This window comes from Pseudomonas serbiensis (assembly GCF_030580745.1).
GTDB classification, from domain to species: Bacteria; Pseudomonadota; Gammaproteobacteria; order Pseudomonadales; family Pseudomonadaceae; genus Aquipseudomonas; species Aquipseudomonas serbiensis.
The window spans coordinates 132,180-158,168 of record NZ_JAUQOO010000007.1 but is presented as its reverse complement, the minus strand read 5'-3'; the positions used below and the strand labels follow the sequence as shown (position 1 = coordinate 158,168).

Genomic DNA, 25,989 nt, shown 5'->3' with positions numbered 1-25,989 from the left:
TTCGTACCGGGAACAGGGAACTGTTTTCGGTACGAGTTTCCTTCCTCAAAGAGAGGGCTGTATATGATAAACAATATAGAAAGTCACGCAGCACCTTTACCCGTCACGCCGGTATCAGCGATAAAAGCAGTTGCTACTCCAGATATCGATGAGCCTGCCGAAGTTTCAGCACCTTCACCCGATACAACCAATATATCGATACTGTCTCGCCAGCTAAGCGAAAGTGCCGCCCGGGCCGAGGTTCGGGATCAATCGCTTAGCCGCCAGGCGTTGGGAGATCTAGCACTCAGATTCCAGGCTCACTTTGGTTCTGTGCCTTATGATCGCAGTGATGCAATGAGTGTTTTGCCAGACGCCACCATAAATGATCCCTTTCTGAGAGAACGAGATCGGCAGGCGGTGGAGTATGTGATTCGCGATATGCAGCGTGATCCCTGTGCCAGAAATCCTTTTGCTGGTTTGTCATATGAGCAATTGACGGTGATTGCTTACGACGAGAGCGACACCTTCACCTTGCATGAACGACATGCGGCCTATCGGGGCGCTTGCCATATTGAACTGGAGTGGGGGATGGATATTTACGGTCGAAGCCAGCAAGGTGATTTTATTCAAGACCCCCATCTTTTTTATGCAGAGCATTTGATCTATTACCGGTCCCTGCCGCCGATCAAGCAAGCCCAATCTCCCGCCGATTACGAAGCCAAAGTTGAAGGCTGGATGCTTGAAGCAGCCGCTGGCCCAAAAAAAGACGAGCGACTACTAACGCTATTTGAAATCCTGGCGGGCGCGATACCCGGTAAGGACGACAAGGAGAAGGAAAAGACTTCGGACGCCAAGGAAGCCGACACTCCGGCTGCTTCAGGGCCCGGGATCAAGACGAGCAGCTTATCTCCAGGTGTTTCCCCCACTCCGGCGGGCGCTGCGCGTAGTTAGTCATGCCGGGCTGTTCGGTGAAGGGGGTGCAGAGCACTTCATGCAGGCGGCGGACTTCTGTGTAGTCGCCTTTTTCTGCCGCTTCGATTGCGTTCTGCGCCAGGTAGTTGCGCAGGATGTAGAGCGGATTGACGGCATGCATGCGCGTCTGGCGATCCTGCTCGGTGCCGCTGTCTTCTCTGGCCTGGCGAGCTTGATAGCCTTCGGCCCAGCTGTCGAAACCCTTGATGTCGACAAAGTCGTCGCGCAGTTTACGCAGTGCATCTGCCGCGGGTTCGTCGCCCAGCCGGCGGAAGAACAAGGTGTAATCGACGCCGCTGTTCTGCATCAATTGCAGGAGACGGCTGATCAGTTTGTCATCCTCGTCTTCGGCGCTGGTCAGGCCCAGGCGGCGGCGCATGAGATCCAGGTAGTGGGCCTGATAGAGCGGCAGGAACAGGCCTATGGTTTCTCGCAGGGCTTCGATGCTGATGAAGGGGGTCAGGGCTTGAGCCAGCGCGCTGAGGTTCCACTGCGCGATAGGCACCTGATTGCTGAAGGAGTAGCGGCCTTCGTGGTCGGAATGGTTGCAGATGAAATGCTCATCGAAATCATCAAGAAAGGCGAACGGGCCGAAGTCGAAAGTGATACCCATGATCGACATGTTGTCGGTGTTCATCACGCCATGGCAGAAGCCATAAGCCTGCCATTTTGCGATCAGTTCGGCGTTGCGCTCGACGATTTCCCTGAACATCGCCAGATAAGGCTCGGGTTGCTCCAGGCACTGTGGATAGTGCAGGGCCAGTACATGTTCGCCCAGTTCTTTAAGGCGTTCCGGCTGCTTGGTGTAGTAGAAGTATTCGAGGCTGCCGAAACGGATATGGCTTGGAGCCATGCGCAGGACCATTGCCGCCCGCTCCTGGGTTTCACGCCACACCGGTGTGCTGGAGCCGATCACGCAGGCTGCCCGGCTGGTCGGGATGCCCAGGGCATGCAGGGCTTCTGAGGCCAGAAATTCACGAATCGAGGAGCGCAATACGGCGCGCCCGTCGCCCATGCGTGAATAAGGTGTGCGTCCGGCGCCTTTGAGATGCAGGTCCCAGTGTTCGCCTGCGTCGTTATAGACCTCGCCCAGCAACAGGCCGCGTCCGTCTCCCAGCCTTGGGTTGTAGGAGCCGAACTGATGACCTGAATAGACCATTGCTCGTGGATCGGCATCGCTCCAGAGCTTGTGACCGCTGAAAATTTCGGCGAACAGTGGGAGTTCGGCCTGGGCCGGGTCGAGATCCAGAAGAGCCAGAGCCGACTCGCTGGCAACTACCAGGCGCGGTTCTTCAATGGGCTCTGGCAGGACCGCTGTTGAAAACACATCGCCCAGTCGGGCAAAGCGGTTGTCGAAGATGAGTTCGTCGAGGGCTTTCACGGGCCATCTCCAGCAGAATGTCCGAGCATTCTGCTGGGATTAGCCGTGTCAGTCGAGCCTGAGTTCAGGCGGCTCGGGTGCATCCTTGGGTGCTGGCTTAACTTTGGTCGTGACCGGCGGCGTCTCAGGCTCGACAGGCAGGATGGTTTTGTCGGTGTTTTCGATCGGCACCATCTTGTATTCCTGGCCGTGGAGGTTCTTGAGATAGACCTCCATCTGGCGGAACGAGATGTTGATTTTCTGCTTCTTGAACTCACGGTTGATGAAGCGGTTGATCTCGTCCAGTACCGGGTTACGGTCGCCCAGGTCGCGTACATGCATGCGCAGTTCGTGGTCCAGGGTGCTTTCGCCGAAGTTCAGGAAGTAGACGATCGGTTCCGGTTCCTTCAGCACGCGAGGGTTGTCACGGGCGGCCTGGAGCAGCAGGGTGCGGACCAGATCCAGGTCCGAGCCGTAATCCACGCCCAGTTTCAGGGTGACGCGGGTAATGGTGTCGGTCAGCGACCAGTTGATGAGCTGACCGGTGATGAAGGTCTTGTTCGGGACGATGATGTCCTTGCGGTCGAAGTCGGTGATGGTCGTGGCGCGGATGCGGATCTTGCTGACCGTGCCGGACAGGTTGCCGATGGTGATGGTGTCACCGATCCGTACCGGGCGCTCGAACAGGATCATGATGCCGGAAATGAAGTTCGCGAAAATTTCCTGCATGCCGAAACCCAGGCCGACCGATAGAGCGGCGACCAGCCATTGCAGCTTGTCCCAGCTCACGCCCAGGGTCGAGAGGGTAGAGACGAAGCCGATGCCGGCAATGGCATAGGACAGCAGCGTGGTGGTGGCATAGGCACTGCCTTGCGCCAGATTCAAGCGTGACAGCACCAGGACTTCCAGCAGGCCTGGCAGGTTGCCAGCCAGCACGAAGGTGATACCGATGATCACCAGTGCGCCGATCATGTCGCCCAGGCTGATAGGCACCATGCTGATGTTGGCACCCGTGCCGCTGGTGTATTCGTACAGGGTGATGTTGTCCAGATACGCGAACACCGTGATCAGGTCGGCCCAGACCAGATAGAGCCCACCAATGAAGCCGCCCAGCAAGGCCAGACGGATCAGGCGCAGCGACTGCTGGTTGACTTGCTCGATGTCCAGCTTCGGCTCTTCTATCGCGACTTCGCCGTCACCGCTTTCCCGCGCGGCCTGACGCTTGGCCAGTGCGCGCTGGTAAGCCAGACGACGTGCGGCAACGCTCAGGCCGCGCACGAAGGTGGCCTCTGCCACCAGCCAGAGCATGATCAGATACAAGGTATCGATCAGACGGTCGCTGAGTTTCAGTGCGGTGTAGTAGTAACCGAAGCAGACCGCCAGAAACAGCGCGATGGGCAGGGCCGTGAACGCAAGACCGACGGCTTTGCGAAACAGCGATGCGTTGTGATGGGTCGGGCTGGACAGCAGCAGGCGGCTGAGCAGCAAGGCCATCAAGGCATAACAGGTCAGCACCACGCCAATGCCCAGCACATCGTCGGCCAGTGCTGCCGGTTGATGCTCGGCAACGGCGACCACCGCCACCAGAGCCAGAACCACCAGCCCGAGGCGACGCACCCAGCCGCGCAGGAATTCGACCTGAGCCGTTTCCCAGCGGAAATGCAGTTGTGCAACACCGGCCGGTGCCAGCACGCGATAGGCCGTGTAGAACACCAGCCAGGTCAGGGCAATCTGCAGCAATGCTTCGCCCAGATTGGCGTTCTGCCCGCGGGCATCGATCTGCAGTGCATAGCCGCACAACGCCAGACCCAGCGCCACGGGCAAGGCCAGCAGCACATTGATCAGCAGAGCCAGAGGCGTTTTCCACTGGCTGTCACGCTTGAAGTGACCGATATCGGAATGCAACCGGCCGAGCTTTTGATAAAGCGCCTTGCGTCGCCATGTCAGGACCCCGATCAGCAGCAATAGCGGCAGGAACAGCAGCGGGCGTTGGGTCAGCCCGTCGGACAGTTCGCTGAGGCTGGATGTCCAGGGAAGCGTGGCGAGCTGCTTTTTCAGGCGTGGCCAGATGTTCTGGAACCACTCCAGGTCCAGCGGCTTGTTGCTGGGTATCCAGAACATCTGCTCGTCCAGCGTGGCGCGCAGGCTGATGGCGGTACTGGTCAGTTGTTTCTGGTTCAGTTGCAGGGTGATGGATTCGTTGAGCAGTGCGCTCAGTTCACGGTTCAGACGCTCCAGCAGGTCGCTACGGGTAATGGCCAGATCGAGCAGGGTTCTGCGCAGTTGCGGGGTAATGTCTTCAGGCGGCTGGGTCGCCAGCAGCTTTTCGACGTAGGCCGAAGGGCTGCTCATCTGTTCGCGCTGCTGGTTGATCTCGAACTGGTACAGGCGAATGTTGGCGATTTCGTCGGCCAGGCCTTTGTCCAGTTGCAGATGGGGCAGGGCCTGCTTCTGCTTGTAGAGAATCTTGGACAGCAGCAGGCTGCCGCTCAGAACGTTGATCTGCTCGTTCAGGGCCTGATCGGTCTGGGTCAGGTTGTCCAGTTGCTGCTTGGTCTTGAGGTTTTGCTGGGTCAACTCATTGAGGCGGTCGGTGCCGCGCAGCAAGTAGTCGGAGAGCCTGAGGTTGGCGGCGCTTTCGGTGGCCAGCAGGCTGCTGCTGCCCGCCTTTTGGGCTTCCAGAGACAGCTCGGCCACGGTCTTTTGGGACTGGGCGCGGCGCTTGTCGTTGATCAGGGTTTGCAGGTCCTGAATTTCCTGCTCCTGACGGGTCACTTTCTCGGTCAGCAGGTCATGCTGACTGTTGCCCAGGTCCTGAAGCTGACTGTTGCCTGCCAGTTCCTGGCGGCGCAGCAGGTTCAGGGCATTGATCGAGGCCAGCTCGGCATTGAGCATGTTGCGCTGGTCGGCGCTGAGGGTTTTGCCGTTGTCCTTGCCCAGCTTGAGAGTGGCGTTGATCTGCTGGATGCGTGTCTGGTTGGCGCTGATTTCAGCCTGCGCCCTTTCCGGCCGCGTCTGGGCAGTGATGGTCAGGCTGTTGGCATCGTTCAGGGCTTTTTGCAGATCGCTTTGCTGGGTGCTGCGCTGGCTGAGCATCTGCTCGAGTTGCGGCACATCAAGGCTGCCATAGCGTTGGGCAATCGGGATAACCTTGCTTTCTTTCAGGCGGATCAGTTCCCGCTGGTTGTCGGTGGTCTGTTTGGGGGCCTGATTCAACTGCTGTTTGAGAGCTGCCAGTTTCTCCTGGCTGTCCTGCTGGCTCGCCAGGAACGCGAGGGTTTGCTCAAGCACCTGTTGCAGGGCTTTCTGGTCGGCTTCCGGCAGCTTACGGTCGGCGATCTTGTCCAGGCTTTGTTGCACGGCTGCGCTGGTTGGCGGATCAGCCGCCAGCGCCGGGAAAGTGGAAAGGCAGAGCCCAAGCAGGGTGACAGCAAAAAAGGCACGCAGGGAAAACATAGACACCGGTCGCTTGATAAAACGAGTGGATTGGCAGTTTAAAGGAACAATCCGGGACCCGGGCGGCTTCCTTCGGGGAATCTGACGCCGACTTTGAGGATCTTGTTCCCTTCCATCACCGCAACAGTCCAAATAGTTCCATTCCATTCGATCTGGTCGCCCACAACGGGCTCGCCGCGATTCTTCTGAATGATGAACTGGCTGAGCGGCATATTCGTATCCAGACCGTCGAGCTTGAGGCCATACAGCGCCGCGACGGCACCCAGTTGCGCATCGCCTTCAAGGACGAAGTCGCCGAAGAAGCGCAGGTCCAGACCACGTTGCGGGGCCTGGCTGAACAGCTTGCCCAGCGCCGGAAGATCATGTTCGTGGCCGATCACGCACAACAGGTCACCGACCTCCAGTGTGGTACTGCCGGAAGGGTGAAGCAGTTGCTGATCCCTGAACAGCGCCGCGATACGGGTATTCTCGGGCATCTTCAGCTCGCGCAGGGCGGCGCCGATGCACCATTTCTCCGCGCCCAGGCGATAGACGAACAGTTCCCACTCACTGGTGACATGCACTTCCAGCGCCGAGCGGGTAATCGGTGCCGGATCAGGCGGAACCGTAACCTTCAGCAGTTTTGCCATCCACGGCAGGCTGGTGCCTTGCAGCAACAGTGAAACCAGAACGATGAAGAACGCGAGGTTGAAGTACAACTGCGCATTGGGCAGGCCTGCCATCAACGGGAACACTGCCAGAATGATCGGTACCGCGCCGCGAAGGCCGACCCAGGCAATGAACGCCTTTTCGCGACCATGGAACGCCTTGAACGGCAACAGGCCGACCATGACCGAAAGCGGGCGAGCTACCAGAATCATCCACAACGCCAGGCCCAGGGCCGGGATGGCGATAGGCAGCAGGTCATGGGGCGTGACCAACAGGCCCAGTACCAGAAACATGCCGATCTGCGCGAGCCAGGCCATGCCGTCGAGCATGTGCAAAATGCCGTGGCGGCTGCGGATTGGCCGGTTGCCCAGCACCAGACCGCACAGATAGACAGCCAGGAAGCCGCTGCCGTGAATGGCGTTGGTCAGAGCAAAGATCGCCAGGCCGCCCGCAATGACCAGAATCGGATACAGACCGGCTGCCAGATTGATGCGGTTGACCAGTTGCAGCATCAGCCAGCCGCCACCCAGGCCGATGAAGCTGCCGATACCGAACTCTTGAATAAGGTGACCCAGCAACCCCCAGTGCAGGCCGGTCTGGCCGCTGGCGAGCATGCCGATCAGGGTGACGGTCAGAAACACCGCCATGGGGTCGTTGCTGCCGGATTCGATTTCCAGGCTGGCGGTTACCCGCTCGTTCAGGCCCTTGCCGCCCAGCAGCGAGAACACCGCTGCGGCATCGGTGGAGCCGACAATGGCGCCTATCAGCAGGCCTTGAATCATGTTCAGGTCAAACAGCCATGCCGCGACCATGCCGGTCAGTGCCGTAGTGATCAGCACCCCGACCGTTGCCAGCGACAATGCAGGCCACAACGCAACCCGGAAGCTGGCGACCCTGGTACGCAGGCCGCCATCCAGCAGGATCACTGCCAGGGCCAGGTTGCCCACCAGATAAGCCGTGGCGTAGTTGTCGAAGATGATCCCGCCGCCATCGACCCCCGCCACCATGCCCACGGCAAGAATAATGACCAGAATCGGAATGCCGAGACGTGAAGACAGAGAACTGACCAGAATACTTGCGCCCACCAGCAACGCGCCGATCAGGAACAGGCTGTTGATGGTCGTGGCATCCAAGGGCGGTACTCCAGATAGAAACGGTTGTGAACAGGCAGGATACAAACTGACCATGCAGTCCGCATGCCAAGGGATTCTAACCTGTTGAATTGGCTGGCTGTCAAAAAAGGTTACAGACTAATCCTATAAATAATTACCGCCTTACAATTTCTCTATCTGCTCACGTGCATGGCTTGTCTCCTATCGGAAAAGAAAGCCATGTCGACACCTACAACTGAAGTGACCCGGATCGCGATTGGTAACGATGAGCACCGACTCAAGACCATCGCTCGCGCATTCATCGACGATTACCCGGATATTCACGGTCTTGCCTATGCCGAAGCCCGCAAGCTGTTGTTCAGGCATACCGGCAAATGGATGGATCCGGAGAGTATCTATTGGCACCGTTTTTCCACGGCAGTGAGTAGCTCGAAAACCATTACCGGCTGGCAGCATCCCGGACCGCCTGTGGAGTCGATGAATCTCGTCGAATTGATGATTCGTCGTTTCAGCGTCGAAGACCAGAACGCCAGCGATGAGCTGGCATCCTATGGCGGCTTCTACCGTGGCGGGCCGCAACAGCCGTGGTTCGATGAGCGTAACGAGGTTGCGTTGCGTCCCCAGCAGGTTCTCGACGATTTCTGGGCGCTGGATTTCAGTGGGATTTTCACCGCCAGGATGGAGCGCTTCTGGACGCTGCATCGCGATAATTTCTGCACCCTGGCCCGCTCTGCGTTTCTGGCATCTGCCGGTTTGCAAATGCTCAAGGGCCGCCTGAACATCGAGCAGTTCAAGCTCGTCACTGAAACGATCATTGGCAGGCTGCAACCTGTCATGACCTACGATGCGTTGCGCACTGGCGTTATCCCGAAGGCCGGGCTGACCCTGCGCACCTTCGATATCGGCGGCTATGTATGCACCGAGAGCATCCGCATCGTTGATGGCTCCGGGCAGCAGTTTCTCTATCTACCCGGCGATACCGATGCCTTTCATGTGTTTCCCTCGGATAAGGTGCTGTATGAATGGGTGCAGGAGCGCTTGCTCGATACCTCGCCCACAGCCACCTTCAAGAAATTGTTCATTCGCTCGGCTACGAGCCGGCAGTTGCATGGCGAGTTCTTCGATGAGCATGCTCGGGAGATTCTGGACACGCCCTGGGTTGCGGGACAAACCCTGATCAACAGCAGGGACTTCGCTATCTCGGGTGATGCGTTCATCTACCTGCGTGGGCTGGCGAAGGAGCAGATGCGCGAGGATGCGCGTACCTTGCTGACTTCCAATACCGACTTGCGCAAGCAGATGTGGCTCGGCTACCTGAATGCGTTCAGCAGTACGTTAGGCGCTCTGGCGCCATTGGGCTGGCCGATGGCTTTGCTCATGGTGGGCGTGAGTGCCGCCAGCCTTGTACTCAAGGTCGATCAGACCATCCATGCCCGCGAGCCCCGTCAACGCAAGGCCGGGATCATCAGTGTGATCTACGGTTCGATATCCCTGGTGTTCAACCTCGCCATGCTGGTGGGAATGCTCAGGACGGGGGCGCGTAACCGCAGCACGAGTGCGGCTGTCGGATCTGAGACCCCGCAGTCCATTCCCATGGTCGAGTTGAATCCGCCAGCGCCCCTTCCGGTCAGGGTCAATACCCGCATGCGTGGCATCCAGATGCTGTCCAATGGCGAAACCTGGATCAGCCTTGACGACATGCCGTATCGGGTCGTGTTCAACGATGATCTCAACGCCTGGACCCTGACCGATCCGTCCAACCCTTGGGCCAGTGACGCGAGCCGCGCAGTACGGCTCAATGCCCGTAGTGAATGGGAGTGGAACGAGCCTTCAGCCACGTCGGCGCAAGTTCTGCCGGTGGGCGAAGTGAGTAATGAAGTGGCGAGTGGGTCGCTGGTGGCTGTTCGTTCGTCTTTCTGGGATGTCTACATGCAGTTCAATCTCGGGGAAGAAGAACGCCTGTCGCAGGTCGCCCTTGCCCGGCAAAAAGCGCTCATGAATGTACCGCAGTTGAGCCCTGGCGACCTGATCGCTCAGGATCTGAATGGTAATCCGGTGTATATCGACGAGTGGGGGGATATGCATCACATCTACAAAAAGTCGGACGGCCAGTATGTGGGTGGACGTATCCCGCTGTATTCGGCCAAGGACTCTTCCTTCAATCAGTATCTGCGCACCGGAACATCCACCGGCCCGGCCCAGGTCGACCTGATTGATGAACTGGCCGACGATCTGCGCACCGTTGGTTTCGACAACAGCGTCACCCTTTATCGTGGCGGCAGTGACTTGCGTGGCACCTCGGGACGTTTTTTCCGTAGTGGGCAGATCAAGAGTGGCGATGTGCTGGTCAGCACCGACATCCTGTCATTCAGTGAAAACCCTTATGTGGCGAGGGCTTTCTGTAGCAGTCAGGCTGGCGAGTATTCAGCGAGTTTTGCCAGGAAAGGCATTGCCATCAGTTTTGACGACACTTCGGTTGTCTTTGAGTTGCCAGCCAGAAACTACCTGGGTGCAACCCCTGTCGCGCCGTTTTCCACTGATCCTGAGGAGGTCGAATCGATTTTCCTGCCGGGTCGCTACTTCCTGATCGATGACATCCATCAGGTCTCCGGCCTCGATTACCGTTTCATCAAGGTACGTCTGATTGAAATCTCCGAGCCCAAGAGCTGGCACAGACTCTATGAGTTGCGCACCGGCGAACCCTTCACCCGCGAACGCTTTGCGGCAAAGCTGGGTGAGCAGGGGCGGCGGCTGGTTGACCGGTTTTTCCCGGTCAACCCGTTGGGGCTGAGGTTCTAAAACCAATCTGCCTGCATGCCAAGGCAGGCATCATCCCGGTTTTCCAGTAGCACCAGCTCATGATGACAGCCTGGTACTTCCCACGTCAGGAAGTACCGGGCTGCCTGCAACTTGCCCTGATAGAAGTCGTCATCTGACGGGGTATTCCGAGTCAGTCCTTCCGTGGCGCGAATGGCCTGTTCCAGCCAGCGCCAACCGATGACGGTGTGGCCGAACACTTTCAGATAGAGTGCCGAATTGGCGAGTGTCGTACTGATCCTGCCTTGTGCCAGATCGGTCAGCAGGCCGACAGTTACCGTTTGCAGGCGCGTCACCAGTTGCTCCAGCGGCTGGCGCAAGGCATCGAGGCTTTCGTGGGCGCTGGCCCGTTTGGTGGTGTCGGCAATCAGCCGTATCAACTGCTTGAGCCCTGCACCATTATTTTGCGCCAGTTTGCGCCCCAGCAAGTCCAGCGACTGGATGCCGTGGGTGCCCTCGTGGATCGGGTTCAGGCGGTTATCGCGGTAATACTGCTCAACTGGATACTCGCGGGTATAACCGTGGCCGCCCAGAATCTGGATCGCCAGTTCGTTGGCTTTCAGGCAAAACTCCGAAGGCCAGGATTTGACGATGGGCGTCAGCAGGTCGAGCAGTTCGTGGGCCTGGCGCCGCAGTTCTTCGGTTTCGCCGGTTTGGGTATCGTCGAACAGACGAGCGCTATACAGGCCGAGGTCGAATGCACCCTCCACGTAGGCTTTTTGAGTCAACAGCATGCGCCTGACATCGGCGTGCTGAATGATCGGGACGGGCGCGCTTTCCGGGTTTCGGTTATCCGGCAGTCGCCCTTGCGGGCGTTCCCGGGCGTAGTCCAGCGAATACAGATAACCCGCATAACCGAGCATGATGGCGCCCATGCCCACGCCAATCCGCGCTTCGTTCATCATCTGGAACATGTAGCTCAGGCCCTGATGGGGCTTGCCTACCAGATAGCCCACACATTGCCCGTTATCGCCGAAGTTCAAGGCCGTCGAGGTGGTGCCGCGCCAGCCCATCTTGTGAAACAGACCGGCCAGAATCACGTCATTACGGGGGCCGTTGGTGCCGTCTTCATTGACCAGAAACTTGGGCACTATGAATAGCGAAATACCTTTCACACCGGCAGGCGCGTCCGGCAGTTTGGCCAGCACCATATGCACGATGTTTTCCGACAGCGAGTGATCGCCACCAGAAATGAAGATCTTGTTGCCGCGCAAGCGATAGCTGCCATCCGCAGCGGGCTCGGCCCGGGTGCGGATATCTGACAGCGACGAACCTGCATGGGGTTCGGTCAGCGCCATGGTGCCGAAGAAACGGCCTTCGATAATCGGTTTCAGGAAACGCTGCTTTTGCTCGTCACTGCCAAAGCTTTCGATCAGGTTTGCCACGCCCATGCTCAGGAACGGGTAAGCCGTGGTGCCCGCATTAGCGGCCTGAAAGTGGGCGAAACAGGCCTGGGATAACAGCGTCGGCAACTGCATGCCGCCTTCTTCAAAGTCCCGCGCTGCATTGAGAAAACCGGCTTCCAGAAACGCATCTACCGCAGGTTTGACCTCGGGGATCAGCACCGCCTCGCCATTCTCGTAGCGAGGTTCGTTTTCATCGGCCTTGCGGTTGTGCGGGGCAAAGTACTTCTCGGCAATGGTACGAGCCGTACCGATGGCGGCATCGAACGTTTCACGGGAATGTTCGGCAAAGCGCTCGCGCCGGGTCAGCGCTTCGGCATCCAGCACCTCATACAGCTCGAAAGCCAGATTGCGGGAACTGAGCAGCGTCTCGGACATGACCTTCACCCTTTGTCTTGTAGTGGGCAGAGTCTAGGCCGGGGATGGGGTGCTGCCCAGCATGATTGATAAGGGTGATGGTAGGGGAGCGATTGGGCGCAAGCGGCAAGCGGCAAGCTACAAGTTAAAAGCTTCAAGCTTTTAACTTGCCGCTTAAAACTTGCAGCTTTCCTCAACCTATCGTCATCAGGCTCGCATTACCTCCCGCTGCGGCGGTGTTCACGCTCAAGGCGCGTTCGATCACCAGTCGCTCCAGGGCAACGTTGGTTTCGCCGTGTGACAGGCCGTTGACGCCGAGGATCGCGCCGGAGCGCTGGGCTACCTGCTCGCAAATGGCACGCAACTGGTCCGAATCGCCATGGTGCAGAACGGCGTCGATCAGCACGTCATCCTTGCTCCAGTCCGCAACCAGCTTGATGCGGGCCTGAACCTCTTTGGGCAGGCGATTGCGCAGAGGCTTGCTGGTCGTGGTTTCCGGCCAGATGGCGGTGCTGCCGACGGCCAGAACCGCAGCCAGTTGCGTCAGCAGGTCGGTTTCGTCATCGGCCAGGCACAGCACGTGTTCACGCGGCAGGATGCTGTAGCTGTTGCGTTCACCGGTCGGCCCGGTCAGCAGGCGGGTAATGCCGCTTTGCGATTGCTCGGCAAACTGGCTGCACAGCTCATCCAGTGCGGACTGCTGATTGCTGGCGGCCCAGGCTTTCAAGGCTTGTAAAGGTTTGCCCAGTGCTTCCTGCAGACGAGTATCGGGGGCGATCAGCTTGTCGCCACGGTCAAAGGATTGTTCGATGGCGTCCTGTGGACGGGTCGACAACAGGCGATACAGATACAGCGGCCCGCCCGCTTTCGGTCCGGTGCCCGACAGGCCTTCGCCACCGAATGGCTGCACACCGACCACGGCGCCGACAATATTGCGGTTGACGTAGACGTTACCGGCATTGACGTTATCGATGACCTTGGCAATCGTTTCGTCGATGCGGGTGTGGACGCCCAGTGTCAGGCCGTAACCGGTGGCATTGATCTGGTCGATAAGCTGGTCCAGTTCCTTGCGCTTGTAGCGAACCACGTGCAGCACCGGCCCGAAGATTTCCCGTTGCAGTTCGTCGAAGCTTTCCAGTTCGATCAGCGTCGGCATCACATAGGTGCCGCGCTTGAGGTCCGTGCTGTTGGCGATTGCCACCTGATAGACCGTGCGGCCTTTGTCGCGCATGCCCTGAATGTGTTTCTCGATTCCGGCCTTGGCCTCTGCATCGATCACCGGTCCGATATCCACGGACAGATGTTCCGGGTTGCCCAGGCGGTTTTCAGCCATGGCTCCCTTGAGCATTTCGATCACGCGGTCGGCGGAGTCTTCCTGCAGGCACAGCACGCGCAGTGCAGAGCAGCGTTGGCCGGCGCTGTCGAAGGCCGAGGAAAGGATATCGATCACCACCTGTTCGGTCAGTGCCGACGAGTCGACGATCATGGCGTTCTGGCCACCGGTTTCGGCGATCAGCGGAATCGGCCGGCCCTGAGCATCGAGACGCCCGGCAATGTTACGTTGCAGCAGGCGCGCCACTTCGGTGGAACCGGTGAACATCACGCCTTTGACGCGCTCGTCGCCCACCAGTCGGGCACCGACGGTTTCACCGCGTCCGGGCAGCAGTTGCAGCACGCCTTCCGGGATACCGGCTTCAAGCAACAGGCGCACGGCCTGGGCCGCGATCAGCGGGGTCTGTTCGGCAGGTTTGGCCAGCACCGGGTTGCCAGCGGCCAATGCCGCTGCGACCTGACCGCTGAAAATCGCCAGCGGGAAGTTCCACGGGCTGATACAGACCACCGGCCCGAGCGGGCGATGCGTGTCGTTGCTGAAATTGTTGCGGGCCTGAACGGCGTAGTAGCGCAGGAAATCCACGGCTTCGCGAACTTCGGCAATGGCGTTGGCGAAGGTCTTGCCTGCTTCGCGGACCAGCAGGCCCATCAAAGGCTGGATCTCGTTTTCCATCAGGTCGGCGGCGCGCTCAAGAATGGCGGCACGCTCGGCTGGCGGTGTGGCTTGCCAGATAGGGCCTGAAATCAGCGCGCACTGGATGGCGTTATCGACATCTTCCAGAGAGGCTTCCTGGACATGGCCTACCACGTCTCTCTGGTCGGACGGGTTCAGGGTTGGCTGAGCGGTGCCTTCGCTTGCCGGGCAGCCCAGCAGCGGCGCGGCTTTCCAGTCGTTGTGTGCGGTCGCCAGCAATGCCGACGACAGCGAGGCCAGACGATGTTCGTTGGCCATGTCGATGCCGCTGGAGTTGGGACGCTCCGGGCCATACAGGTCGCGCGGCAATGGAATGCGCGGGTGCGGCAGACCGAAGCTGCCTTCCTGGGTCGCCATGCGTTCGATGCTGCTGACCGGGTCGGCCACCAGTTCCTGAATCGAGACCGACTGGTCGGCGATGCGGTTGACGAACGAGGTATTGGCGCCGTTTTCCAGCAGGCGCCGTACCAGATAGGCCAGCAACGTTTCATGGGTGCCGACCGGCGCATACACACGGCACGGACGGTTCAGCTTGCCATCGGCAACCTTGCCCACCACCTGTTCGTAAAGCGGTTCGCCCATGCCATGGAGGCACTGGAATTCGTACTGGCCGGGGTAATAGTTCTGACCGGCGATGTGATAAATGGCTGCCAGTGTATGGGCGTTGTGGGTCGCGAACTGTGGATAGATGACTTCCGGTGCTGCCAGCAACTTGCGGGCACAGGCGATGTAGGAAACGTCGGTATAAACCTTGCGGGTATAGACCGGATAGCCTTCCAGGCCTTCGACCTGGGCGCGTTTGATTTCGCTGTCCCAGTACGCGCCTTTTACCAGACGGATCATCAGGCGATGGCGGCTGCGACGGGCCAGGTCGATCACGTAATCGATCACGTACGGGCAGCGTTTCTGGTACGCCTGAATGACGAAGCCGATACCGTTCCAGCCAGTCAGTTGCGGCTCGAAGCAAAGACGTTCAAGCAAGTCCAGCGACAGCTCAAGGCGGTCGGCTTCCTCAGCATCGATATTCAGGCCGATGTCGTATTGCTTGGCCAGCAGGGTCAGCGACAGCAGGCGCGGATACAGTTCTTCCATCACGCGCTCGTATTGAGCGCGGCTGTAGCGAGGGTGCAACGCCGACAGCTTGATGGAAATACCCGGGCCTTCATAAATGCCGCGGCCGTGAGAAGCCTTGCCGATGGAATGTATGGCCTGCTCGTAGGAGGCCAGGTACTTCTGCGCATCATGCTCGGTAAGCGCTGCCTCACCCAGCATGTCATAGGAGTAGCGAAAGCCTTTGGCCTCAAAGCGACTGGCGTTGGCGAGGGCTTCGCCAATGGTTTCGCCAGTCACGAACTGCTCGCCCATCAAACGCATGGCCATGTCCACGCCCTTGCGGATCATGGGCTCGCCGCTCTTGCCGATGATGCGGCTCAGGGACGAGGAGAGGCCTGTTTCGTTATGGGTGGAAACCAGTTTGCCGGTCAGCAACAGGCCCCAGGTCGCGGCGTTGACGAACAGCGACGGGCTGTTGCCCAGATGCGGCTGCCAGTTGCCGTTGCTGATCTTGTCGCGGATCAATGCATCGCGAGTGCCTTTGTCCGGGATGCGCAGCAATGCTTCGGCCAGACACATCAATGCCACTCCTTCCTGGGAAGAGAGCGAGAACTCTTGCAGCAGCCCTTGAACGATTCCGGCGCGACCGCTCGCGCTCTTCTGGTTGCGCAGTTTTTCGGCAATGGAGGCCGCCAGCTTGTGGGTGGCTTCGGCCATGGGTGCGGGCAGGCGGGCCTGCTCCAGCAGCATGGGGACCACTTCCTGCTCGGGGCGACGGTAGGCGGCGGTAATGGCGGCGCGCAGCACCGATTGCGGCAGGATGCTTTCGGCAAACTCCAGGAAACTCTGATAGCTCGTGTCGGCCGGCAACTCGCCGCTTTCATCGCCGTCCTTGCTGCCCTGGCCATTGAGTTCCTGCAGGGTTGCACCACTCTCCAGCTTTTCCAGGTAATTGAAGATTGCCTGCTTGATCAACCAGTGCGGCGTACGGTCGATGGATTGCGCGGCTGCTTTCAATCGCTCGCGGGTCAGGTCGTCAAGCTTGACGCCCAGAGTGGTGGTGGCCATGTCTTGTCCTCATTGTCGCCACTCTAGTGCGTGGCTTCGGCTTTGGCGCAGGTTAGCTTTGCTCCGGTAAAGGTGCAACCGGGTGCAACCTGTTTTTTGCGGAATATTTCAAGGCTATTTCTCTTGAGGCCCCGCTATACGGGACAAATGAGTGATTCTGGTGCGTTTTCTTTTGCGTAAGCGTCATTTGCCGCTTCAAAATGGGGCGGAAATCACAGTGCAATGATCATTTTGCAGAAGGTGCAACTGATTCGTTTAATTTGGTTGCACCTTTTTCAGTTTGTCTAATAGGATTCGCAGCCACGGTGCAACCGTTAGCGAGTCGTTCAGTGGCTGCTTCCTTGCGGAAATCTCAGCCAGCGCTGCGTCGGATACACAGGCATGGATAACAGGTTCGGTAACCGACTTCCCCTGAGTATCGGGCGTTTCATAAAAACAATGCCAAGGCAGAACTCATGAGCTTCAACAACCCTACCCTGATCACCTTCGTGATCTATATCGCAGCTATGGTGCTGATCGGTCTCATGGCCTATCGCTCCACCAACAACCTCTCCGATTACATCCTTGGCGGACGCAGCCTCGGCAGCGTGGTGACCGCTCTTTCGGCGGGTGCTTCGGACATGAGCGGCTGGCTGCTGATGGGCTTGCCCGGTGCCATCTACATGTCCGGTCTGTCGGAAAGCTGGATCGCCATCGGTCTGATAGCCGGTGCTTACCTGAACTGGCTGTTCGTAGCTGGTCGTCTGCGTGTGCAAACCGAGTACAACGGTGATGCGTTGACCCTCCCGGATTACTTCAGCAGCCGTTTCGAAGACAATAGCGGCGTGCTGCGTATTATCTCGGCCATCGTGATTCTGGTGTTCTTCACCATCTATTGTGCTTCGGGCATCGTGGCGGGCGCGCGTCTGTTCGAGAGCACTTTCGGCATGTCCTACGCCACTTCGTTGTGGGCGGGCGCGGCAGCAACCATCATCTACACCTTCGTGGGTGGTTTCCTGGCGGTGAGCTGGACGGATACGGTTCAGGCCACGCTGATGATCTTCGCGCTGATTCTCACGCCGATCATCGCCTTGCTGGCGACCGGCGGCATCGACACAACGTTCCTGGCCATCGAAGCCCAGAACCCGACCAGTTTCGACATGTTCAAGAACACCACCTTCATCGGTGTCGTTTCACTGTTGGCCTGGGGCCTGGGCTATTTCGGTCAGCCGCATATCCTGGCGCGCTTCATGGCGGCTGATTCGGTCAAATCGATTGCCAATGCCCGTCGTATCTCCATGACCTGGATGATCCTGTGTCTGGCCGGTGCGGTTGCGGTGGGTTTCTTCGGTATCGCTTACTTCGCGGCGAACCCGGATGTGGCCGGGCCTGTGACCGAGAACCCGGAGCGGGTGTTCATCGAGCTGGCGAAGCTGCTGTTCAACCCATGGATTGCCGGTGTGCTGCTGTCCGCGATTCTTGCGGCTGTGATGAGCACCCTGAGCTGCCAGTTGCTGGTGTGCTCCAGTGCCCTGACCGAAGACTTCTACAAGGCGTATCTGCGCAAGAACGCTTCGCAGCTTGAACTGGTCTGGGTTGGTCGGGCGATGGTGTTGCTGGTGGCTTTGATTGCCATTCTGCTGGCCGCCAACCCTGAAAACCGCGTATTGGGTCTGGTGAGCTACGCCTGGGCCGGGTTCGGCGCGGCATTCGGGCCGGTGGTGCTGATTTCGGTGATGTGGAAAGGCATGACCCGCAATGGCGCGCTGGCTGGCGTGGTCGTCGGTGCAGTAACCGTGGTGCTCTGGAAACAGTTCAGCACCATCGGCCTGTACGAAATCGTGCCGGGCTTTATCTTCGCCAGCCTCGCGATTGTGCTCTTCAGCCTGATTGGCAAAGGCCCGTCGACTTCGATGCAAGAGCGTTTCATCGCTGCCGAGAAAGAGTTCAAGGCTGCCCGTTGATCGGTTTGTCCTGAGATGAAAGAGGCCCGCCCATTGAGTGCGGGCCTTTTCTTTTAGGCGGTGTACATATCAGATCTTGTTGTGATCGATATCCAGATTATAAAACGTGGCTTTTCCGCCTTCAGTGCTGTAGCCGGAGTTGTCCTGGGTATATACGCCAGCCTTGAAATACAGTGGTTTTGTACTCCAGGAAGAGCTGATGGATGTGCTCCAGTTCACATCTCTTGCACTGACACTCAATTCACCACCGGGGCTCAGGTGGATGATGTATTTGAATTTCTCATTGAGTGGAACACCTTCGGCAATCTTGATGACTTTGCTTTCGTCATCATCGAAGCGTTTGCGAACTTTCACCACGATATTGCCGGTCTGGGTTTTGGTCTTGTACTGATACTCGACCTTCAGCATCGGCTCGGTGCTGTCGTAGGCGTGTATCTGGCCAATCACGATCTTGCCGGATGACGGGACCTGATTGACCTCCAGGGTCGCATTCAGAAAATTGTCCGCTTCGGGGTACAGCCAGTTGTGCAACGTGCCGTCAGACCACGTCTCGCGCAGCTCGCTGCGTGGGTATTTGGCATTTTCGGTGCGCGACCCGGTGACGGGCGACCAGAAGAAAATGTATTCCGAGTGCGACTCGAAATACTTGCCGTCATAGCCTTGGCGCAGTTGCGAGGTTTCGATGGTTTTGGGGGGTGAGCCCACCGGAATGCTGAGGTTCCAGGATCCAAGATCTATCATTTTGTGCTTCCAGAAATATTCATGCGACTATCGGAAGTCTCTATTCAGAGGGTTCGGGCAGTTCTTATACGATTTGAAAGCGCATTTGTTAATGCTTGGAGATCGAACTAATGACGTCAAAGTGCTGTCACTTTTCTTGTAGGACAGAATTTATATGGCCTGTAGGAATATACCGTTAGTCGGTTATGTGGAACTTTTGTGGTGGCAATGAGCTGCCTTGCTGCTGCTTTTTTCAGGAGCGACTAAAGTTGATACAGATTGGATACGGTTTTTTGTAACAGGCGTCTCCCACACAAGTAGAGAAGCAGCATGGAATGCGTGCAATCCAAGCCCAATGATGGCTCTTCGGTTCTTCTGGTTGTTGATGACTACCCTGAAAACCTGGTGACGATGTGCGCAGTCCTGCAGCGCACGGACTGGCGCATTGTCACGGCCAGTTCAGGAGTCGAAGCGCTGACGGTGCTTCTTGAGCAGGAGGTGGATCTGGTTCTGCTGGATGTGCAGATGCCTGACATGGATGGATTCGAAGTTGCACGTTTGATGCGTGGCAGCCAGAGGACGCGCTTGACCCCGATCATCTTCCTTACTGCCAACGAGCAGAGCCCGGCTTCAGTCCACAAGGGCTATGCGAGCGGTGCCGTCGATTATCTGTTCAAACCCTTTGACCCGAACGTGCTGAAGCCCAAGGTTCAGGCCTTGCTGGAGCAGCAGCGCAATCGTCGTGCCTTGCAAAAGCTCACTCTGGAGCTGGAGAGCGCAAGAGCGTTCAATGCATCGGTACTGGCCAATGTGGCTGAAGGCATTGTGGTGATCGATGAGTGCGGCATTATCAGTTTCGCCAACCCGGCCATCTGCCGTTTGCTCAATGCCACTGTCGAGCAACTGTGCGGGACCAGCGTGCTGGATTATGTGTTGGAACCTGGGGTCGAGAGCTGGCAGGAGTCTGACTTCTACAAGCACTATCGCCAGGCTGACACTTATCGCGTACATGATGCTGTCTTGTGCACTGTCGAGGGCGGCCAGTTGCCTGTGGCGCTGTCTTGCGCGCCATTGCCTTGTGAACAAAAGGCAATGGTGCTGACCATTCTCGATATGTCGGTGGTGCGCGACCTGTATAACCAGCTCGAACAGCAGGCCGTTACCGATGCCTTGACCGGGCTGCTCAACCGCCGTGGTTTCTATCAGGCTGTTGAAGGGATGCTGTTGCGCAACGAGCATGCGGACAAGTATCTGGTCGTGCTGTATCTGGATCTGGACGGCTTCAAGCAGATCAATGACTCGCTTGGCCATGATGCTGGCGACCAGGTCCTGCTCTGGGTGGCTGGGCAGCTCAAGGATTGCCTGCGCCCCTACGATGTTCTGGCGCGTATGGGCGGCGACGAATTTACCGTGGTGATCGACGGCTTCGACTATCCCGAACAGGCTGCAAAGGTGGCTGAAAAGCTTATCGAGCGTGTATCGGTCAGGCGTCAGGTTGACGGTGTTGATATTGCCTTGGGCGTCAGTATCGGAATTGCGACCTACCCTGAATGTGGCTCCAACCTCGATGGCTTGCTGCGAGCTGCGGATATCGCCATGTACGAAGCCAAGCGAGCAGGGCGCCAGCAGTATCGGTTCTATGACCAGAACATGAACGGTCGTGCGCGTTCGCGCCTGATGCTCGAAGACAGTGTGCGCAACGCCATCGACGGCAAGAACTTCTCTGTGGTCTATCAGCCTCAGGTCTACGTCGCCGATGGACGGCTGCGCGGCTTTGAAGCCCTGTTGCGCTGGCAGCACGCGAGTGTCGGAGAAGTGCCGCCCGCCCTGTTTATCCCCTTGCTGGAGGAAACGCGGCTTATCAACCGGCTGGGCAGCTGGATCTTCGATCAGAGCGCTGAGCAGCGCCAGACGTGGGGTCGGGTCTTTACCTCCGATCTGGTAGTCAGTGTCAGTATCAGCCCGACACAATTCTGCATGCCCAATCTGGCCGCGGAGCTGAGGCGGGCAATAGAGCGCTTTGAATTGCAGCCTGGCCAGCTGGAAGTTGAGATCACTGAAGCTTCGCTGGTGAACAACCTGAGCCACAGCCACAAGCAATTACAGCAACTGCGCGATATCGGTGTGCGCGTGGCGCTGGATGATTTCGGTGTGGGCGATTGTTCGCTGTCGCACTTGCGCAATCTTCAGCTCGATACCCTGAAGCTTGACCGGCACTTCATCGCCGACCTGCTCGATTCGCCTCGCGATGCCGTTCTGGCGCGCAGCATCATCGATCTGTGCCGCAACCTGGACATATTGGTGATTGCCGAAGGGGTCGAGACTCTCCAGCAGTATGAGTGGCTGGTCAACAACGGTTGCCAGGTCATTCAGGGTTTTCTGGTGGCCTATCCGCTGGATGCCGGAGACACCCTGTCTTTCCCTCAGCGCTATGACTGGTCGAGGCTGCTGGCCTGATTACGGTAGACTGGCGCCTTTGAATCATTTGTCACGGCCCCATGACTGCTTCAGCTCTTGCTCCGCTCAAATACCTGCAAGCCTATCCTGCGTCCCTTCAGGATCAGGTGCGGCAACTGATTGCGCAGGACAAACTGGGCGATTATCTGCAACAGCGCTATTCGGAGCGGCATCAGATCCAGAGTGACAAGGCGCTGTATGCCTATGCCCTGGCCTTGAAGCAGGAACATCTGCGCAATGCGCCGCCTATCGACAAGGTGCTGTTCGATAACCGTCTCGACCTGACTCATCGCGCGCTCGGTTTACACACCACGGTTTCGCGAGTGCAGGGCGGCAAGCTCAAGGCCAAGAAGGAGATCCGCGTCGCTGCGCTGTTCAAGGAGGCGGCGCCGCAGTTCTTGCGAATGATCGTGGTGCATGAGCTGGCTCACTTCAAGGAGTCCGATCACAACAAGGCGTTCTACCAGTTGTGTGAGTACATGCAGCCCGGCTATCACCAGCTGGAATTCGACTTGCGGGTTTATCTGACATATCGCGATCTGCAGGCAGGCGCCAGATCGACAAGCTGAATATCGTGCCAACAAGGATTTGAAGATGGATGTCAGCAAGACCAAAAGCAGTTTTTATCGGCGCCTGTATGTGGCTTATCTGATCGACCGCCAGATCGCCAGCACGGTGCCCGAGTTGACGGAGGTCACCGGCATGCCGCGCCGTACGGCCCAGGACACCATCGCCGCACTGGCCGACCTTGATATCGAATGCGAATTCGAGCAACAGGAAGGCGCCCGCAACCATGCAGGGCACTACCGGATTCGTGACTGGGGTGCGATCGACAGCGACTGGATAACCCGGAATCTGGCCAATATCAAATCCGTGCTGGGTTATCCCTGAGGGCGTTCTGCTTTATTCGAGATCGCGGCGCATGCCGATGTGCGGGATATCGTCTTCCAGATACACCTCGCCGACCGCGTTGAAGCCGTAGCGGCTGTAGTAGCCCTGCAAATGCGCTTGCGCCGACAGATAGATGGGCTGGTCGGGCCATTTCTTTTCTGCATGATCCAGCGCCTGCACCATCAGTTCATGGCCCATGCCTTTGCTGCGAATCGACGGTGCGGTCACCACGCGGCCAATGGTGACATCGCCGCCTTGCTGGATCGGGTCCAGCAAACGCAGGTAAGCCACCAGCTTACTTCCTTGCCAGGCCATCAAATGGCAGGTATCGCCTGTCAGGTCCAGACCATCAACATCCTGATACACGCACTGCTGCTCGACCACGAACACCTCGGAGCGCAGTTTCAGAACGGCATAAAGCTGTTCGATGCTCAGGTCGGTATGGTGTTTGCAGATCCATTTGATAGGCATGTTTTTGACTCGCAGATAAACCAGAAAGGAATTCTAAACGCATCCGGCCGCATTCCCAATAAAACGCCGTGATGTCCATCGGTGGCTCTGGCCCATGTGAGGCAAAATATTTTCTGGATCAATCGTATATATGCAACATTCATCTGGGTTGTTTCCTGGCGGGATTGGGTCTTCAATACAGGTCAGGATTCAAGTGTCGGTGTTGGTCAACGGCTGTCAGTCTGGATCGGGCATGCTGCCCACCTGGGGAATTCAAGCATGTCGCGATTGCTTCAAGCCATTGGGTTGCTGGGGTTACTGTTGATCGCTCAGGCCGGCGCAGAGGAGAAGTTGCGCCTGGTCGCCGATGCCTGGCCTCCCTTCACTGATGACGCACTGCTCAACGACGGTCTGGCGACCGATATCGTGAGGACCGCCTTGCAGCGTGCCGGGTATCGAACGGTATACGAGCAGGTCCCCTGGGCGCGGGCGATGCATGGTATCGCCGAGGGGCGCAATGATGTGCTGATCAATGCCTGGTTCAATCAAGAGCGCACGCGGGTTGGCCAGTTTTCTGCCGAGTATCTGGTCAATCGTGTGCGCTTTCTAAAGCGCAAAGGCTCGGATATCGATACCTCGAACCTTGCTCAACTGCATAAGTACATCATTGCGGTGGTGCGCGGTTATGCCTACTACCCGGCGTTCGATAATGACCCGGCGCTGAAAAAAGTACCGGTCCACAATTTTTCGATGGCTGCGAACATGCTGGCTGCCGGGCGTGTTGATCTGGCTCTGGAAGATGAGTTCGTGGCCCGCTACAGCCTTGCCAACGAGCCTGACGAGGTGCGCAACCGCCTGGAATTCCTGCCGGATTCGTTGAGCGAGAACAGCCTGCATATTCTGGTCAGCCTGAAGAACCCCAGGCATGCGGAAATCGTTGCCGGTTTTGACCGGGAAATCGCGTGCATGAAAGCAGATGGCACCTACGACGAACTACTCAGACGGCACGGTCTGTTGCCTCCGGCCCTTTGATCAAATGCGCCGCCAGTGTGCGTAGTGGCGCCAGCTGGCGATAGATCAAGGCCAGTTGCGTTTGTACCAGTCGCTGGCTTTCGTCCAGTTCGTCGGGCATCTGTTCCAGTTGGGTGGCCAGCTCTTCTTCCACATCGTTCTGCACGGCTACCGGTTTCTTTTCGGCCAGGCTCTGGGCGATTTCATCAATGCTGGTCGCCAGTGCCGCGCCTGCACCATCGATGAGCTGTTCGTGGACATCGCTGGGCAGTTGTGTATCGCGATGCGCGCCCAGCCCCGAGAGATAACTCAGCAGCGTGTGCGACAGCACCAGGAAGCGAAAGCCCACGTCGGCTTCCTTGCGGAAGTGCCCAGGCTCCATCAGCATGTTCGCCAGCGTCGTGGAGAGCGCCGCATCGGCATTGTGCGCATTGCGTCGTGCCAGACGATAAGCCAGGTCGTCGCTCTTGCCCTTGGCGTATTGCTGCATGATCTGGCGCAGGTAGGTGCTGTTGCAGCTCAGGGTATTGGCCAGCACCTTGTTCAGCTTGCGCCCTTGCCAGTCAGGCAGGAACAGGAATACCGCAAGCCCGGCAATCAGGCTGCCCAGCAGGGTATCGAACAGGCGCGGCAGGAATAACCCGTAGCCATCGCCCACCTGATTGAAGCAGAACAGCACCATCACCGTGATCGCTGCGGTCGAGAGGGTGTAGCGCGTTGTGCGGTTGACGAAGAACACCACGCCCGCCAGCACAGCACACATCGATTGCAGGACCGGGTTGGTCACCAGATCGAAAAGCGCCCAGCCCACGGTCAGGCCAAGAGCGGTGCCGATGATCCTTTGCACCAGCTTGCGCCGGGTCGCGCCGTAACTTGGCTGGCAGACGAAAACGGTGGTCAGGATGATCCAGTAGCCTTGTGAAGGGTGGATCAGATGCACCATGGCGTAACCCACCGTCAGGGCCAGCGGCAGGCGCAAGGCATGACGAAACAGCAGCGAGGTCGGCGTCATTTGCAGGCGCAGGCGTGTCCAGACGTCCTTGAGATTGCGCGGCGAACGGTCCAGCAGGCTGCTGTCGGTCGCATCGGCCAAGGCGTCCGGGTTGCTGGCATCGCTGATCAGGCGATCCAGGGTTTCAAGGTTGGCCGCCAGTGCCCGCAAGGAGCGCAACAGACTGCGCCACGCCGGGTTGCTCTGGATGCGCAAGTGCTCAAGGGAAGCGCGCAGGTCCTCCATTGCTTCGGCAAAGCTTGGGTCGTAGACAAACGGCTGGCGTAACTGGATGGATTCGGACAACGCCTGACAGGCCACGCCCTGCTGGCGCAGCAGACGCTGGCAGCGGAACAGCACATCGCTGTGGAAAAACGCTTCGGCCAGCGAGTTGTACGGGTAATGCGAAGAGCTGGCGCGCTCGTGAATGTCCTGTGCGATGAAGTACAGCTTCAGATAACGGCTGACTTTCGAGCCGGGCCGGCCATTGCCGACCCGATGCAAGATGATTTCCTTGGTGGTGTTCAGCGCGGCAACGACCCGGCCGTTCTGTTTGGCCAGTTCCAGGCGTCGTTCTTCCACATTGAGGGTGCGAATCGGCTCGAACAGGGTCGACTTGAGCTTGAGGTACAGCCCAAGTTCGCGAAACAGCCGTGCCAGCGCTTGCTGGACCGGCTGGTTGGAAAACAGCATCTGCCATAACACCGACAGCAAGCCGTACCAGGCCGCGCCCGCCACCAGCAGCATCGGTTCATGCCAGAAATCGAGAACCTCGCCACCGCGCTGGTCCACGCCAATCATGGTGTAGACCGACAGAATCAGTGTTCCATAGGCAATCGCACCATAGCGCTCGCCCAGCGCCCCGAGCATGGTCAGGCAGAAACTGGCCAGGGCCAGCGCGCAAACGAACAGCCAGGGATAGGGAAACAGGAGTTCGACGGCCAGCGCGGCAATGCTGAAACACACCAGCGTCACAGCCAGCGCATTGAGACGGCCTTGCCAGCTGTCATCGGTTTCGGCCAGGGCGCAGGCGATAATCCCCAGGAACAGGGGAATCAACAGGCCCATTTCATTTTGATACCAACACAGCGCCATGCTGCCGGTCAGCGCGATAAAGACTCGAACGCTATAGCTGAACTTGTCCAGCGCCCATAACCGACGGAGTGTATGACGCAGAGATTTTGATGCCATGAATGAGCTGACGGCCTTGTTCGCAATTGATCGATCCCGCAGAAAGATATGTACAGGCCCGAGGCTGGCCTGTACATCCGC

The 25,989-nt window shown here is 58.3% G+C and carries 15 protein-coding genes; 7 read left to right on the top strand and 8 right to left on the bottom strand.

What is annotated here, in order from left to right; translation table 11 throughout:
• Positions 1-63: 63 nt before the first annotated feature.
• The gene (locus tag Q6A51_RS11475; protein ID WP_304574840.1) at positions 64-933 is read left to right on the top strand and encodes a hypothetical protein; all 870 of its coding nucleotides are present in this window, start codon (positions 64-66) and stop codon (positions 931-933) included.
• Here Q6A51_RS11475 and selO read toward each other — a convergent pair.
• The 3 genes from selO to Q6A51_RS11460 are packed head-to-tail and all read right to left on the bottom strand — an operon-like array spanning position 872 to position 7,551.
• Entirely contained in the window at positions 872-2,335 is a 1,464-nt protein-coding gene (gene selO, locus Q6A51_RS11470) for a protein adenylyltransferase SelO (RefSeq protein WP_201018287.1), read from the bottom strand. The genes Q6A51_RS11475 and selO overlap by 62 nt on opposite strands.
• 48 nt (positions 2,336-2,383) lie before the next feature.
• Positions 2,384-5,770: a mechanosensitive channel MscK gene (gene mscK / locus Q6A51_RS11465; RefSeq protein ID WP_304574839.1), complete on the bottom strand. Its 3,387-nt coding sequence runs from the start codon at positions 5,768-5,770 to the stop codon at positions 2,384-2,386.
• Between the two features lie 38 nt (positions 5,771-5,808).
• Positions 5,809-7,551: a potassium/proton antiporter gene (locus tag Q6A51_RS11460; RefSeq protein ID WP_201001529.1), complete on the bottom strand. Its 1,743-nt coding sequence runs from the start codon at positions 7,549-7,551 to the stop codon at positions 5,809-5,811.
• 198 nt (positions 7,552-7,749) lie between these two features.
• Between Q6A51_RS11460 and Q6A51_RS11455 the strand changes: the two genes are divergently transcribed.
• Positions 7,750-10,329: a dermonecrotic toxin domain-containing protein gene (locus Q6A51_RS11455; RefSeq protein ID WP_304574838.1), complete on the top strand. Its 2,580-nt coding sequence runs from the start codon at positions 7,750-7,752 to the stop codon at positions 10,327-10,329.
• Here the strand turns inward: Q6A51_RS11455 and Q6A51_RS11450 are convergent.
• Both Q6A51_RS11450 and putA read right to left on the bottom strand, forming a co-directional pair.
• Positions 10,326-12,128 (bottom strand): acyl-CoA dehydrogenase, encoded by a 1,803-nt coding sequence (locus Q6A51_RS11450; RefSeq protein ID WP_304574837.1) that lies wholly within the window; start codon positions 12,126-12,128, stop codon positions 10,326-10,328. The genes Q6A51_RS11455 and Q6A51_RS11450 overlap by 4 nt on opposite strands.
• A 172-nt stretch (positions 12,129-12,300) precedes the next feature.
• The gene (gene putA, locus Q6A51_RS11445; RefSeq protein WP_304574836.1) at positions 12,301-16,254 is read right to left on the bottom strand and encodes a trifunctional transcriptional regulator/proline dehydrogenase/L-glutamate gamma-semialdehyde dehydrogenase; all 3,954 of its coding nucleotides are present in this window, start codon (positions 16,252-16,254) and stop codon (positions 12,301-12,303) included.
• Positions 16,255-16,709: 455 nt separating this feature from the next.
• On the opposite strand from putA, the gene putP reads away from it, so the two are divergent.
• Complete coding sequence (gene putP, locus Q6A51_RS11440) at positions 16,710-18,197, top strand: sodium/proline symporter PutP (protein WP_201001593.1); 1,488 nt, start codon at positions 16,710-16,712, stop codon at positions 18,195-18,197.
• A 69-nt stretch (positions 18,198-18,266) separates the two neighbouring features.
• On the opposite strand, the gene Q6A51_RS11435 is transcribed toward putP, so the two are convergent.
• Positions 18,267-18,938: a polysaccharide lyase family 7 protein gene (locus Q6A51_RS11435; RefSeq protein ID WP_201001594.1), complete on the bottom strand. Its 672-nt coding sequence runs from the start codon at positions 18,936-18,938 to the stop codon at positions 18,267-18,269.
• Positions 18,939-19,247: 309 nt separating this feature from the next.
• Between Q6A51_RS11435 and Q6A51_RS11430 the strand changes: the two genes are divergently transcribed.
• From Q6A51_RS11430 to Q6A51_RS11420, 3 genes are read left to right on the top strand one after another with little or no spacing between them, the layout of a single operon-like run.
• A complete protein-coding gene (locus Q6A51_RS11430; protein WP_304574835.1) occupies positions 19,248-21,374 on the top strand; it encodes a two-component system response regulator in 2,127 nt (708 codons plus the stop codon).
• Positions 21,375-21,415: 41 nt separating this feature from the next.
• Positions 21,416-21,943, top strand: a complete 528-nt coding sequence (locus Q6A51_RS11425; RefSeq protein WP_201001596.1) for a M48 metallopeptidase family protein — start codon at positions 21,416-21,418, stop codon at positions 21,941-21,943.
• Positions 21,944-21,968: 25 nt separating this feature from the next.
• A complete protein-coding gene (locus Q6A51_RS11420) occupies positions 21,969-22,265 on the top strand; it encodes a winged helix-turn-helix domain-containing protein (protein ID WP_201018281.1) in 297 nt (98 codons plus the stop codon).
• Positions 22,266-22,277: 12 nt separating this feature from the next.
• Here Q6A51_RS11420 and Q6A51_RS11415 read toward each other — a convergent pair whose 3' ends face one another.
• Positions 22,278-22,736 (bottom strand): GNAT family N-acetyltransferase, encoded by a 459-nt coding sequence (locus tag Q6A51_RS11415; protein ID WP_304574834.1) that lies wholly within the window; start codon positions 22,734-22,736, stop codon positions 22,278-22,280.
• A 258-nt stretch (positions 22,737-22,994) separates the two neighbouring features.
• On the opposite strand from Q6A51_RS11415, the gene Q6A51_RS11410 reads away from it, so the two are divergent.
• Complete coding sequence (locus Q6A51_RS11410; protein WP_304574833.1) at positions 22,995-23,747, top strand: substrate-binding periplasmic protein; 753 nt, start codon at positions 22,995-22,997, stop codon at positions 23,745-23,747.
• Here the strand turns inward: Q6A51_RS11410 and yccS are convergent.
• The gene (gene yccS, locus Q6A51_RS11405) at positions 23,713-25,908 is read right to left on the bottom strand and encodes a YccS family putative transporter (RefSeq protein ID WP_201001603.1); all 2,196 of its coding nucleotides are present in this window, start codon (positions 25,906-25,908) and stop codon (positions 23,713-23,715) included. The genes Q6A51_RS11410 and yccS overlap by 35 nt on opposite strands.
• Positions 25,909-25,989 lie beyond the last annotated feature (81 nt).